Raw genomic sequence first — 13,776 nt, forward strand, 5'->3', positions numbered from 1 at the left:
AAATAACTAAAATCAGTTAAGTGGTGAAAGTAATATGTTATTAAATAGAAATGATTTTTGTTGGTGCGGTAGTGGTAAAAAGTATAAACACTGTCATATAGAAAAAGATAGCGTTTTAAGTGCCTTAGTGAGAGAGGGATACATTTTACCACCAACAGCACTAATAAAAACTAAAGAGCAAATTGCAGGAATTAGAAAAAGTGCTGTTATTACTACAAGTATATTAGATAACCTACAGAGTAAAATAACTGCAGGTATTACAACTCAAGAAATAGATAAATTTGTATATGACTATACCCTTGCAAATGGGGCAATTCCAGCTCCCTTAAACTACAACGGTTATCCTAAGAGTTGTTGTACATCAATAAACGAAGTAATTTGTCATGGAATACCTGGAAATACAGTACTTAAAAATGGTGATATAATTAATGTAGATATATCTACTATTCTTGGAGGCTATTTTTCTGATGCAAGTAGAACATATATGGTCGGAGATGTTATTCCAACAGCAAAAAAACTAATTGAATGTACTAAAGAGTGTTTGTATTTAGGCATTGAAAATGCTAAACCTTATCAGCCCATAAATAATATTGGTAAAGCAATTCAAAAACATGCAAATTCACTTGGTTTTTCTGTTGTACAAGACTATGGCGGTCATGGTATAGGGTTAGAGTTTCATGAAGAGCCATTCATTCCCCATTTTAATGCCAATGAAAAGCTAATGATATTATTACCTGGCATGACAATAACTGTGGAGCCAATGATTAATGAAGGTTTGCCTTGGTGCGACACCTTAAAGGATAATTGGACTGTGGTAACACATGATAAATCGTTATCTGCTCAGTGGGAGCATACAATTTTAATAACTGAAACCGGTGCAGAAATACTAACATAATATATAAGTATTTACTAAAATAATGTTAAGAGGAGTCGCTATAGGCGATTTCTTTTAATATTTAACAATAAAATAATTATTTAGGGCTTTCTATTTCACCCATATCTAGCTATTGTCCTACTATTGTGGTAAATGTTACAATGGCTGTAGCAACAATAAAATTTAGGGGGGAGAAGATGCAAGAAGAATTATATAGAAAAAAATCAAAGCTTAAAAACCACATACTAGATAAAGCCTACATAGTATTTTCACAAAAAAGTTATTCATCCGCAAGTTTACGTGACTTAATGCAAGCAGCTAATGTCAGTAGGCAAGAAATAGCTTACTACTTTAAAAATAAAATCGAAATTTTTTTAGCACTAGAAGAACGTTTTGATTTTATGGAATATGACCTGATAAAAAGAATAGATTTTAATAACCATCCCGAACAAGCCTTTAAAGATTACTTGTATATGAGATTAAAACCTTTCCAAAATACTGAATACCGTAACTGGATATGTTTATCCTCAGAGTTTTGGTCACTACCCCGCCAAAATCCTAAAATAGAGCAAATAATTAATAAAAGACGAATTGCTTTTAAACAAGACTTTTTTCAGTTAATAAACAATGGCATTACTAAAGGAGTTTTTATAAAAGATATTAATTTAGATTTAGTTACCTATTGTATAGTAAGTACAATTATTGGAGTTGCGTTAGTTTCGGGACCATTTTGTAGACCAATAACCGATCAGCAAATAGATGTTATTTGTGAAGTATTTCTCAGCAACTTAAGGAGGCAAAAATAATGCATATCATAAAAAAATGTTCAGAGGTAAGCGATCAGCAAATTTTTGAGGCTTTTCGTGAGGGCTTTAGTGATTACATAATAAAATTTAATATGGACAAGCCAACATTTATAAATAGATTCTTTGGAGCAGAAGGTAACGATAGAAAATACTCTTTTATAGCACTAAAAAACAATAAACTAGTAGGTATAGTGTTAGGTGGTATAAAGACAGGAGAGTGTTTAAAAACCCTAAGATGTGGTGGTATGGCGGTTGTTGCATGTGAAAGAGGAACAGGAGTTGCTAAAGATTTAATGCAACATCATGAGCAATTAGCAAAAGAGCTTAATTGCAAACAGCTATTTTTAGAAGTGCTCAGTAATAACGATAGGGCTATAAAGTTTTATAAAAAATTAAATTACGAAATAATATATAACTTAACCTACCGTAAATTAGAATTAACTGATTCACCCTTTAAAGATGTAAATGTAGATATCTATAACAAAATTGAAGATAGTAGCTATAATGAAATACTAAAACTACGAAAAGTAGATTTTAGTCACTTACCTTGGCAAGGACAGTTCACCTATTTTAAAGAATCTCCTGCTAAATACTATTGTTATAAACAAAACAATAAAATTATTGCGGGATTAGTTGCTACTAAAGATCGAATAATATATATATGGGTACATCCAAATTATAGATTGCAGGGCATTGCTAAGGCATTGCTTAAAAAGTCTGCAATAGATTTAAATAGTAAAACCTGGAGAGCCTTTTATGCCAACAATTCACTATTACATACATTCTGCAATAAACTTAATATGAAGTTTGAGCAGTTTTCACAGTATGAGATGTATAAACTGCTTAAATAAGCAAAAAACTTAAACTTATAATTGTTATAAGTTTAAATAGTTATTTGAAAACCCAAAATTAGAGCTAGTAAAGCTATTAAGTTGCATAAAATATTACATTATTAATATTGAATTTGATTTTTAAAGCTTTAACTAGGGTTATAAACTATTTATATTAAATTTGAGACTAATAAAAATTCATCTTATTATTTTCCAATAAAAGCTTAATAAATTACAGGTAATAATTTTAATAATCTTTTATAATTATAGATACTTACTACAAGTTAAATGGAGGTAATAAGATGTTTGTTCCAACTAAAACACCGGGTGATACTTCGTGGTTTACCCAAGATCGATTTGGAATGTTTATCCACTGGGGTTTATATGCTTTAGCAGCACGTCATGAGTGGGTTCAGAGTTACGAAAAAATCTCTAAAGAGCAGTATAATAAATACTTTAAACACTTTGATCCAGACTTATATGACCCCAAACTTTGGGCTAAATTAGCTAAAAATGCTGGTATGAAGTACTTTGTAGTGACCACTAAACACCATGAAGGATTTTGTTTATGGGATAGCAAGTATACTAAGTACAAATCAACAAATACTGCCTATGGTAAAGATTTATTAAAACCAATGGTAGAGAGTTTTAGAAATGAAGGATTAAAAGTAGGTTTTTATCACTCTTTATTAGATTGGTATCATGAAGATTATACAGCAGACATATATCACCCTATGAGAGATAATTCACAATATAAAGCCAACGATATTAATAGAAATCTAACAAGATATGCTGAATATTTACATAATCAAACTAAAGAACTATTAAGTAAGTTTGGTCCTATAGATATTATGTGGTTTGATTTCTCTATTGACCCTAAAGAAGGTTTTAAGGGTAAAGGTAAAGAGGTATGGCAGAGTGAAAAGCTCATAGAATTAGTAAGAGAGTTACAACCTAATATAATACTAAATGATCGTTTAGAGATTGACCAAGACCTTAAAACCCCAGAGCAATATCAGCCTCGAGAATGGTTAAAAGTTAATGGTAAGCCCGTAGTGTGGGAGGCCTGCCAAACCTTTAGTGGATCTTGGGGATATTATAGAGATGAATACTCTTGGAAAAGTGTAGAAATGTTAATTAAAATGTTAATTGATTCAGTTTCTAAAGGTGGAAACTTGCTATTAAATGTAGGGCCAACTGGTAGAGGAGAGTTTGATGAAAGAGCTATTAGTAGGCTAAAAGGCATTGGTGAGTGGATGAAACGCCATAATAGAGCAATTTATGGCTGTACTCAAGCTCCCCCAGAATATACTTGTCCAGAGGATTGTCGCTTAACCTATAATGCGCAAAAAAATAGGCTGTATGTTCATTTATTTAGCTGGCCTTTTAAATACCTGCACCTAGATAATATGGCTGGTAAAATTGAATATGCTCAGCTACTTAATGATGCCTCAGAGGTGCAGTTTAACCAACTAGTTCAAGATAGTTACCCTATGTTAACACCTCAAACGGGTAAAAATACAGTATCTCTTGAACTACCTGTTCGTAAACCAAATGTGGAGGTTCCTGTAATAGAGGTATTTTTGAAATAATTAATTATAAATTAAACCTAACACCCCTTTAGCTTATGATAAAATAACTAAGGGGGTGTTCTTATGAACCAAGCTTTAATTAAAAAATACCTAGATAATATTAAAGTTAACTTTTTAACAGGTGGTTATTTAACTGTTAATGAGGATTGGAGAGATATAAATTACATTCCTAGTTTCAACAAGCTTTACCTTATTGAGAGTGGAGAAGGTTGGTTAAAAATTGGTGATGTTGAAATATACCCCCAAAAATTTCAGCTAATATATATGCCTGCTAATATACTGCAATCTTATTCTTGCGTTAATAAAAATTATTTTACAAAGTACTGGTGTCATTTTACTGCTGAAATAGGTGAGCTAAATCTCTTTGATATTTTAAAATTGCCTTTTATATTGCAGCTTAATGTTAAACAGTTTACAAAAATAAGTAATATGTTTAAGGCTATTTATAAACTTAATAAAAGTAATCAGCTAAGTTCAAGCCTAAAAATTAAAGCAATTTTGCTAAATTTATTAGCATTTATGTTAGATAACAATGAAATTGATTTAAATATAAATTTAACACAATCATCTAGTTGGATCAATCATATTATGTTATACATTGAAGAACATTTAGCTGAAGATTTAAAAATAAGCTTTTTAGCTAAACAAGTGCACTTTCATCCTAATTACTTTATAAAACAATTTAAATTATATTTAGGAATATCACCTGTTAATTATATTAACCAAAGAAGAGTTTATAAAGCTCAAAGTTTACTGATAAACACAAACCTTAGTATTACAGATATTGCTGTAAGTGTGGGAATTAAAGATAGCGCATATTTCTCTAAGGTCTTTAAAAGCTATACTTTATTAACACCGCGGTTATATAGAAAAAGAAACACTAACAGAGAGTTTAGTACTAAAAGTATATAAATATAATATATTTTAAGATTGCAACCTCTAGTTGACAAAATTTTTTTTGTGGTTGGTAGTAAACAACTACAAATATCACTACAATAAGTATGGAGGTGAGAGTGATTAATATATCTCAAAAGTTAAAACAATTAAGAAAACAACATAAAATATCTCAAGAAAATCTAGCAGAGTTATTAGGTATAAGTAGGCAGGTAGTTTCCAAATGGGAAAACGGATTATCTAAGCCAGAAACAAATAATTTACTAAAAATTGCGAAAATTTTTAATATATCAGTTGAAGAATTAGTAAGTAGTGATGTGATTAAAGCCGAAACGTTACAACAAGAAAGTATAAAATTTAAAATACCAATGTTAGTTGTTATATCATATTTAACAAGCTTTGCATCTATTTTAGGTTTTTTTTGCATACCGGTATCAAACGTACAACATCCGAAAACACTTTGGATTGCAGTAGCATTTATAGGAGGATGTTTGTTACTTATAAAAAACACTTTGGTTCAAGATGAAAATAAAACAATTAAGGTAATTCTTAGCGATATGTTAATAATTATTTTTGCATGTATTTTAGGAGTATTAATACCTAATACTCTAGGATTAGCTAAACAACTAATTATTGTTAGTCCGTTAGCTATTTATTACGCATACATTACCAGAAAATTTTTTCTACAACCTAAATAGAATAGTGAATGATTAATAAGAAAATATAATGTTAATTATAGTGAGGTGTTAATATTTTAGGAGGATCTTAATGAGAAATAATATGTATGATGTAGAAACCTATATAGCTGATATTTACGACCAAATAGAAACAGGCACAAAAGATGTTATTTTGCTGAAAAAGCTTATAAAGAATAATAAATATAAAATACTAGAGCCTTTTTGTGGCACAGGAAGGATATCAATACCCTTAGCCTTAGATGAACATGTTGTAACAGGTTTAGACAAAGCAAAAGGTATGTTAGATTGGTTTAAGCTCAAAATAGTTAAGTTAAATATAAATGATAAAGTAGAATTAATATGCCAAGATGTTATACAAGAACAATGGCCGGTAGGTTTTGATTTGGTATTACTAGCATGTAACTGTTTTTATGAACTGGCTACACCAGTTGAGCAAGAAAGTTGTATAAAGAAAGCTGCAAAAAGCCTTAAAGCTGGTGGTTACTTATATGTAGATAATGATCATATGGAAGGTGATTTAGCAAAAAACTGGCAGGATACTGGTATAACTCATAGGTCTATTTGCGGAACAGCTCAAGATGGTTCTATTATAGAATCTACTCGTAAGTTAATTAGTTTTAATGTTAAAAAACGTATTTGCAAGTTTGAGAGGTATTGTAAAGTAGTAAAGCCTAATAAAGAGGTAATAGAGTGCAGCTATATTCAGCAAAAACATCCTGTTAGCACAGCAGAAGTTCAGGGCTGGTTACTAAAAAATGGCTTTAGAATTATAAATCATTACGGTAACTATAACTGTGAGCCATATCAACATAAATTACCAAGATCAATTTTTTGGGCAGTTAAAATATAATTATGTTTTGTATCAGGTGGGCTTTTTAAGACCCACCTTTATAATAATTAAAAACTTAAACATGCACTAAAAGATTATTCTTGTAGGGTTTTTAACAAACAGATATTGTACTATGTGATTAAAGGAGTGAGTAATATGTTAAGCAGGATTAAAGGAGTTATAGATTATGTAGAGCAAAATCTACTCAACGATATAGATTACGATGAGATAGCTAAAATTGCCTACTGTTCTAGAAATCAGTTTGCTAGAGTATTTTCTTATATTACAGGCATCTCATTATCTGAGTATATCCGCAGAAGGAGATTAACCCTTGCTGGCTTAGATGTATTAGCTAGTAATGAAAAAGTAATTAATATTGCTTTTAAATATGGTTATAACTCTCCTGATTCTTTTACACGTGCTTTTCAAAATATGCATGGTGTAACTCCTACTTTAGCACGAACCAAAGGTCTTAGCCTAAAATCATATACTCGTATATCCTTTAAAATATCTGTTGAAGGAGTAAGCAATATGAAATATCGAATTGTTGAAAAAGAAAGCTTTAACTTAGTGGGAGTAGTAAGTACATGCAAAAGCAAAACCATTAATGAAGTACTTAATGAAACTACCGGAAAACAGGCTATTAGTTGGAAAGAAGCGATGAAAGAAGAATGGCAGATTTGGGATGAGTTTTTAGGAAAGGATATCGATAAAAAGCTGGCTAAGTATAAGCTTTACAGATCCCCTATGTGGCAAATGGGCTTTACTAAATACAACAAAAACTGTCAATCAGTAATAGCAATAGGCGCTGAACAAGATGAAAATCATTATGATGACTTGCAAACATGTAAAATACCTGCAGGTATTTGGGCTGTATTTACAGCAAAAGGTAAACTAACAGATAACTTACACCCTATATCTGCAGTTTGGGCAAAGATTACAACTGAATGGTTACCAAACAGTAATTATGAGCAAATTTTAGATTATGAATTGTTAGTATTTCCACCAGGAAACACCTCTTGTGATAACTACGAATGTGAACTATGGATGCCAGTACGAAAAACTAAGCCTCAGTAGCTTATTAACGGTGAAAGTTAATATGGATACCTAAATAAGGTTAAAAACTAAAGCCAAAGCTTTATATGAGCTTTGGCTTTAGTTAATCAGCTGTGTTACTTTTCTTTAGCTAAATATTTATAAAGCTTACGCAGTATAGTAAATAAAATTCTGCTCCTAGACTAATATTAATAACTGTTATAGAGAAATATGTGATATATTAAAAGTGAAAAACTGAGTAATAAGGAGAAGCTATGAGTTACAAATATATTTTATTTGATTTAGATGGAACCTTAACAGATCCCAAGGTTGGTATCACAAAATCAGTTCAGCATGCTCTAAAAAAGTTTAGTATAGACGTCTCTAATTTAGATAACTTAGAAAAATTTATAGGTCCACCACTTAAAGATAGCTTTATGCAGTTTTACAACTTTAACGAAAAACAGGCATATCAAGCAATTGATTATTACCGTGAATATTTTAAAGATACTGGTATATTTGAAAACAAATTATACCCAGGAATAGCTAAGCTGTTAAAGCAACTTAATGAAAAAAATAAAATAGTTGCAGTATCAACCTCAAAACCTACCGTATTTGCTGAGAGAGTGTTAAATCATTTTAAATTAAACACTTACTTTAGGATAATTGTGGGCAGCAATTTAGATGGTTCAAGGTCTAGCAAAACTAAAATCATAAATCACACCCTAAAACAATTAGATGTTCAAAATTTAAAAGACGTTGTAATGATTGGTGATCGTAAATATGATATGTTAGGTGCTATTAATAATAAAATAGACTGCATAGCAGTTAGTTATGGTTATGGCTCATTGCCAGAAATAACACAATGCTCACCAACTTACCTGGTTGATTCAGTTGAACAGTTAAGTGCCTTATTAACTAAACAGGAGTTAAAATGAATATAACAATTGGAGTTTTGGCTCATGTTGATGCAGGTAAAACAACATTTTCTGAGTCACTACTTTATTATACCAATACAATCACAAACAAGGGGAGGGTAGACTTTCAGAGCTCTTTTTTAGATAACCATGAAATAGAAAAAAACAGAGGAATAACAATTTTTACTGAGCAAGCAGTAATTAAATACAACAACAATAGTTATTACCTTGTTGATACCCCAGGTCATATAGATTTTTCTACTGAAATGGAAAGAGCTATTAAAATAATGGATTATGCCATAATAATTTTAAGTGCTGTAGAGGGTGTACAAGGTCATACTGAAACAGTTTTTTACTTACTAAAAAAACATAAAATACCAATTTTTTTCTTTATTAATAAAATAGATAGAGCTGGAGCAAATATAAATAAAGTTATACAAGAAATACATGATAATTTAAGCCAAGATGTTTGTTTTATAAATAATCTTAATGATAAAAACCTCTTTGAATTTTCAGCTATGTATAATGAACAGCTTTTAGATCTTTATAGTGAAAACAACTTTAGTAAAGAAATTTGGCATAATAAAATAAGTGAATTAATTGCAAATAACGAAATTCATATATGCCAAAGTGGGTCAGCCTTAAAAGATATAGGTGTAAAAGAGTTTTTTGACACAGTCACAAAACTTGCAAATAGTAAATATAACAGTAATACAAGCTTTAGCTGTAGGGTTTTTAAAATAAGCCACGATAACAACAATGCCAAAGTAACACACCTAAAAATTATGAGTGGAAAACTTGCTGTAAGAAATGAAATTAACTATAGCAAGGATAAGCTAAAGTTTAATGACAAAGTGACCTCAATTAGAGAGTATAATGGTAAAAAATATCTAAATAAAAGCCAAGCAACAGCAGGACAACTTGTTGCTGTTACAGGTTTAAACCGTAGTTATCCAGGGTTAATTATTGGTAATATTAAAAATAATACTAACAGTGATAAAATTCAGCCAACCTTAAAGTCGAGAGTTAGTTATGACTTATCAGTAAACAGTAAACAAGTTATTGAAATTTTTAATTTACTGAATGAAGAAGATCCCTCTTTAAATGTACAGTGGAGTGAACAGCTACAAGAGTTAAGTATACAAGTTATGGGTCCTATTCAACTAGAGGTATTACAACGAATAATAGAAAAAAGATTTAACTTATTAATTACCTTCGAAAAGCCTCAAATACTGTATAAAGAGACAATCTCTAATTTAGTTATAGGTTATGGACACTATGAACCTTATCGTCATTATGCTGAAATACATTTACAAATTAAAGCTGGGAAAAGAAATAGTGGTATTTTATTTAAGAGTAATTGTCATATAGATAAACTTAATATAGGTAGTCAAAACCTTGTAAAACAACACCTATTAGAAAAAAGCCATAGGGCTTTATTAGCTGGAAGTCCACTAACTGATGTTGAAATAACTTTATTAACAGGAAAAATACATCAAGAACATACCAGTGGTGGAGATTTAAAACAAGCAACTCTTAGGGCACTAAGGCAGGGTTTAGAAAAAGCAGATAATGTACTTTTGGAGCCATATTATCATTTTAAAATTAAGGTTAGTAATAATGATATGGGTAGGGTATTAGCTGATATTCAAAAGCGTAATGGAGAGTTTGAGTCTCCACAAGTTTTAAATAATACTGCCCTTATTATAGGAAGAGCACCAGTAGCCTGTTTTATGGATTATCCTTTGCAACTTAGGTCATTTACTAACGGTAAGGCCATGATTCGGTTAGTTTTTGGTGGTTATGATGTTTGCCATAATAGTGAGCAGGTAATAAAAGCAATAAATTATAGTAAAGAGGCCGATAGAGAGTATAGTTCGTCTTCGGTATTTTGCGGTAAAGGTAAAAGCTTTAATGTAGTTTGGTATGAAGCTGAGCAAAAAATGCATTGTGAAGTGTAAGTTAAAATGTTACACACATTAAAAAATGAGAATAAAGTTAATAATACGCTAATTTTTAAATGAGATTTTAATAATTATTTTGTCTAAGATAAATGTTACGACAGCTGATGCGGTAAAACCATAAATAAAACCATAAATATTGTACTGGGGATTAGGAACCAAAACAAAAATAGAAACAAGCAATATAATAGTACCTATAAGCCTATTTAAAGTAGCAAATTTACCCTTTTGCAAACCATATAAAATGCCAAAAGATATATGATTTACAGATAAAAAAACTGTGCTTAAACTAAGATATTTAATATAAGATCCAACGTAAATATCATTAAATAAAAATGTACCAATATCGTTACTGAATATAAAAATTAATAATGCTAAGGGTATGGTAATAGCCAATATTAAACGATTGGCTATTTTTATGTCTCTTTTTATAGCAGTAGTATTTTTTTGCTCAGCTTGATGTGTTAGGCTTGGTATTAAATTAATTACAATAGCAGATGTAAACATAAAAGGGGCAAAGATAATAGGCATTGTCATGCCCATAATTCTGCCAAAAGTTTCAGTAGCAAATACAGCTGTAAAGCCTGATTTTATAAGCATAGCTGGCAGCATCTTTGCTGTGACAGATTGACTGATTAGTCTACTTACACTAATAAGAGTTAGTGGAATAGAAGATAAAACTAAGCTTTTGATAACTGCAAAATAGCTTATTTTTCTGGATATAATCTTATACCTACTGGGGTAGGTCTTTTTGTAATTTTTATAGAGGTACAAAAGTGCAAAAAAATCACCAATACTAATGCCTATAAACGCTACATTTATTAAGTTACTAGAGTTGTTAGGAATAATAAACACTACTAATAAAATTACACTAATAAAACGTGTTATATGCTCAATAAACTCCGATATACTGGCAATTAGCATTTTATTTAGTCCGTACAATAAACCACGAAAGAGGGAGTTAGCAGAAACAAATAGTACAGCAGGCATTAATAGAATAATAAGTGAACTATATTTTTTATTACCAAACATAAACAAACTTATATTTTTAGCGCCTAAGAGCAAAACAGAACTTACAATAATACATAGTATAAAAACAAAAGATATAGCTATGCTAAAGGATCTTCTTATGTAATAATCATCATTACTTGCTTTACTTTTTGAGGCCAGTCTGGAGATAGCTGTTGGTAATCCAGAGTTGGTTATTGTTAATGCAATCATAAAAATAGGCAATATCATATGAAAAATGCCAATGCCTTCAGCCCCTATTGAGCGTATTAAAAATACCTGATAACCAAAGCTAATAATTCTAATTAAAACACTAGAGAGAGCAACTATAAACGAACCTAAAACAAAGCTAGATCTTTTCATACAATCATCCTAAATAATTGGTCTATTATTAAAATATTTTTTTAATATATAATTATGCGTAAGATGTTAATACTATTAAAGATAGTTATAAAATTAACTAAATTTAGCCTTATTTAGAGGGGTGTTATATAATGCTTAATGATAAAAATGTTAAACTAGCTAACCTAAGTGTCAACGATTTAAACAAAATAAAAAAATTAGAGCAGGATTTAAACAATAAATATATTATAATAGCATATAACAGATAATAGGTTGGGTAGGATATTAGTTATATACTTCAAGTAAAAAAGGCTATAAACAATTAACTGTTTAATATAGCCTTAAACATGTAATTATTAAAAGCCTCTACATGACTAATATCCTTTTCTAGTTTTGCTAATAAAACTGTTCCCTCAAATGCTGCTATAATAGCTTTAGCTTTATTGTGAGAAGATTTTATATTATTATTTATTAAGATACCTTCTATAAAGCATTCTAGTACCCTATACCACTGCAATAACTTTAATCGAAAACACTCATTTTCATCAGCTAGTTCTAGGATAAGATTACCTATAGGGCAACCTTTTTTTAATTGATTATTAATAAATCTTTTAAACAATAAATTAAACAAATTGTAAATACCCTGTATGGATTTATCTGCATTGCTGGTAAGTAGTATAATATCATTAATATAATAATCTATAACTGCTAAACCAAGCTCTTCTTTACTCTTAAAATAATAATAAAAAGAGCCCTTAGGTATAGATACCTTTTCTAAAATACTTTTAATACCTACATTATTATAGCCATGCTCATGTATTAAACAAGCAGCTGTTTTTACTATAAATTCACGTTTATCCATTTCATCACCTAATACTTTCTGGGCTTAATTATACCTAATTAAATTAAATTGCGTCAATTTTATCATTGAGATATACTGAATTATAAACATAAAATATTAGCAAGCCTAGGCTAACACAAACATTTGGGAGGAGAGTCACAATGAGCTGGTTTACAGTTGATAAAATTAATGAAAAAACATATGCAATAAGCGAATATAAACACTGGGAGCAGGTCCATTCTTACTTATTAATAGGCAATGAATTTGCCTTACTAATAGATACTGGTATAGGTATTGCTAGCATAAAAGATGAAATTAGTAAACTAACAGATTTACCTATTAGAGTAGTTGCTACCCATATGCATTGGGACCATATTGGCAATCATCATGAGTTTGAGTATATTTATGTACATAAAGATGAATATAAATGGATTACTAAAGGAATAGGGGTACCCCTAAATGCAGTAAAAGAAATGGTAGTAAAAGGTGTAACTGAATTACCTACAGGTTTTAACATAAATAAGTATGTAGTATTTTCAGGAGAGCCAAATAATGTACTAGAGAATCAAGACCTAATAGATTTAGGAAATAGAGAAATAGAGGTTATTCATACCCCAGGTCACTCGCCAGGTCATATGTGTTTTTATGATAAAAAATACCAGTTATTATTTACAGGAGACTTAATTTATAAAGGAACTTTATATGCGTTTTATCCTACTACTAATCCGCTAAAATTTAAAGAATCTGTGGAAAAGCTACTAAAATATAAGGATGTAGTCAAAATACTACCTGCTCATAATGACCTTAACATACCCGTAAGTTTAATAACAGAAGTTCAGGAGGCTTTTTGCAATATACAAAAACAAAATAAGCTAAAACAGGGCGAGGGAATATTCGAGTTTGAGAATTTTAAGATTCATATTTAGGATATGAGGAGACTATGGCAATTTCTTTTTTAAGGTTATACTTCAAACTATCCTGTAATGTGTAGTTTGAAGCATAACTTTTGTTTATTGTAACCAATATTTATAGAGTTATATTAAAAATCCGCACTTAATATTAAACTACTTAAGCTTTAGTAACTTAATCAACTTATGCAATATGAGAAAAAGTATAATATGTAACACATATATTTTAAGAATCATTATT

Annotated in this window: 13 protein-coding genes; 11 read left to right on the forward strand and 2 right to left on the reverse strand. The window is 30.0% G+C overall.

The window, feature by feature from the left end; genetic code table 11:
- Positions 1-34: 34 nt before the first annotated feature.
- The 10 genes from IMX26_RS16035 to IMX26_RS16080 all read left to right on the forward strand — a co-directional run bounded on the left by IMX26_RS16035 (position 35) and on the right by IMX26_RS16080 (position 10,436).
- Positions 35-895, forward strand: a complete 861-nt coding sequence (locus tag IMX26_RS16035; RefSeq protein WP_195159364.1) for a methionyl aminopeptidase — start codon at positions 35-37, stop codon at positions 893-895.
- A gap of 176 nt (positions 896-1,071) precedes the next feature.
- A complete protein-coding gene (locus IMX26_RS16040; RefSeq protein ID WP_195159365.1) occupies positions 1,072-1,680 on the forward strand; it encodes a TetR/AcrR family transcriptional regulator in 609 nt (202 codons plus the stop codon).
- Entirely contained in the window at positions 1,680-2,531 is an 852-nt protein-coding gene (locus tag IMX26_RS16045) for a GNAT family N-acetyltransferase (RefSeq protein ID WP_195159366.1), read from the forward strand. The genes IMX26_RS16040 and IMX26_RS16045 overlap by 1 nt, the downstream gene beginning before the upstream one ends.
- Before the next feature lie 281 nt (positions 2,532-2,812).
- Positions 2,813-4,102: an alpha-L-fucosidase gene (locus IMX26_RS16050; RefSeq protein ID WP_195159367.1), complete on the forward strand. Its 1,290-nt coding sequence runs from the start codon at positions 2,813-2,815 to the stop codon at positions 4,100-4,102.
- A gap of 63 nt (positions 4,103-4,165) precedes the next feature.
- Positions 4,166-5,014 carry an AraC family transcriptional regulator gene (locus IMX26_RS16055; RefSeq protein ID WP_195159368.1) on the forward strand — a complete coding sequence of 283 codons (849 nt, stop codon included), beginning with the start codon at positions 4,166-4,168 and terminating at the stop codon, positions 5,012-5,014.
- Between the two features lie 101 nt (positions 5,015-5,115).
- Positions 5,116-5,694 carry a helix-turn-helix transcriptional regulator gene (locus IMX26_RS16060; protein ID WP_207729297.1) on the forward strand — a complete coding sequence of 193 codons (579 nt, stop codon included), beginning with the start codon at positions 5,116-5,118 and terminating at the stop codon, positions 5,692-5,694.
- A gap of 70 nt (positions 5,695-5,764) precedes the next feature.
- Positions 5,765-6,544 carry a class I SAM-dependent methyltransferase gene (locus IMX26_RS16065; protein ID WP_195159370.1) on the forward strand — a complete coding sequence of 260 codons (780 nt, stop codon included), beginning with the start codon at positions 5,765-5,767 and terminating at the stop codon, positions 6,542-6,544.
- Positions 6,545-6,679: 135 nt separating this feature from the next.
- Complete coding sequence (locus tag IMX26_RS16070; RefSeq protein WP_195159371.1) at positions 6,680-7,600, forward strand: helix-turn-helix domain-containing protein; 921 nt, start codon at positions 6,680-6,682, stop codon at positions 7,598-7,600.
- A 233-nt stretch (positions 7,601-7,833) separates the two neighbouring features.
- On the forward strand, positions 7,834-8,496 hold the full coding sequence (locus IMX26_RS16075) for an HAD family hydrolase (protein WP_195159372.1): 663 nt from the start codon (positions 7,834-7,836) through the stop codon (positions 8,494-8,496).
- On the forward strand, positions 8,493-10,436 hold the full coding sequence (locus IMX26_RS16080) for a TetM/TetW/TetO/TetS family tetracycline resistance ribosomal protection protein (RefSeq protein ID WP_195159373.1): 1,944 nt from the start codon (positions 8,493-8,495) through the stop codon (positions 10,434-10,436). The genes IMX26_RS16075 and IMX26_RS16080 overlap by 4 nt, the downstream gene beginning before the upstream one ends.
- A gap of 48 nt (positions 10,437-10,484) precedes the next feature.
- Here IMX26_RS16080 and IMX26_RS16085 read toward each other — a convergent pair whose 3' ends face one another.
- Positions 10,485-11,807 carry an oligosaccharide flippase family protein gene (locus IMX26_RS16085; protein ID WP_195159374.1) on the reverse strand — a complete coding sequence of 441 codons (1,323 nt, stop codon included), beginning with the start codon at positions 11,805-11,807 and terminating at the stop codon, positions 10,485-10,487.
- Positions 11,808-12,108: 301 nt separating this feature from the next.
- On the reverse strand, positions 12,109-12,648 hold the full coding sequence (locus IMX26_RS16090; RefSeq protein WP_195159375.1) for a TetR/AcrR family transcriptional regulator: 540 nt from the start codon (positions 12,646-12,648) through the stop codon (positions 12,109-12,111).
- Between the two features lie 140 nt (positions 12,649-12,788).
- Here IMX26_RS16090 and IMX26_RS16095 point away from each other — a divergent pair, with 140 nt between their 5' ends.
- Positions 12,789-13,553, forward strand: coding sequence for an MBL fold metallo-hydrolase (locus IMX26_RS16095; RefSeq protein ID WP_195159376.1), 765 nt, complete (start codon positions 12,789-12,791; stop codon positions 13,551-13,553).
- The last annotated feature ends 223 nt before the right edge of the window (positions 13,554-13,776 follow it).

Origin of the sequence: Clostridium sp. 'deep sea', from assembly GCF_014931565.1 — a bacterium.
GTDB lineage: Bacteria > Bacillota > UBA994 > PWPR01 > PWPR01.

Bases quoted from the DNA above. Each gene is read 5' to 3' on its own strand.
- IMX26_RS16035 (WP_195159364.1), top strand. From the start codon at position 35: ATGTTATTAAATAGAAATGATTTTTGTTGGTGCGGTAGTGGTAAAAAG.
- IMX26_RS16040 (WP_195159365.1), top strand. From the start codon at position 1,072: ATGCAAGAAGAATTATATAGAAAAAAATCAAAGCTTAAAAACCACATA.
- IMX26_RS16045 (WP_195159366.1), top strand. From the start codon at position 1,680: ATGCATATCATAAAAAAATGTTCAGAGGTAAGCGATCAGCAAATTTTT.
- IMX26_RS16050 (WP_195159367.1), top strand. From the start codon at position 2,813: ATGTTTGTTCCAACTAAAACACCGGGTGATACTTCGTGGTTTACCCAA.
- IMX26_RS16055 (WP_195159368.1), top strand. From the start codon at position 4,166: ATGAACCAAGCTTTAATTAAAAAATACCTAGATAATATTAAAGTTAAC.
- IMX26_RS16065 (WP_195159370.1), top strand. From the start codon at position 5,765: ATGAGAAATAATATGTATGATGTAGAAACCTATATAGCTGATATTTAC.
- IMX26_RS16070 (WP_195159371.1), top strand. From the start codon at position 6,680: ATGTTAAGCAGGATTAAAGGAGTTATAGATTATGTAGAGCAAAATCTA.
- IMX26_RS16075 (WP_195159372.1), top strand. From the start codon at position 7,834: ATGAGTTACAAATATATTTTATTTGATTTAGATGGAACCTTAACAGAT.
- IMX26_RS16080 (WP_195159373.1), top strand. From the start codon at position 8,493: ATGAATATAACAATTGGAGTTTTGGCTCATGTTGATGCAGGTAAAACA.
- IMX26_RS16085 (WP_195159374.1), bottom strand. From the start codon at position 11,807: ATGAAAAGATCTAGCTTTGTTTTAGGTTCGTTTATAGTTGCTCTCTCT.
- IMX26_RS16090 (WP_195159375.1), bottom strand. From the start codon at position 12,648: ATGGATAAACGTGAATTTATAGTAAAAACAGCTGCTTGTTTAATACAT.
- IMX26_RS16095 (WP_195159376.1), top strand. From the start codon at position 12,789: ATGAGCTGGTTTACAGTTGATAAAATTAATGAAAAAACATATGCAATA.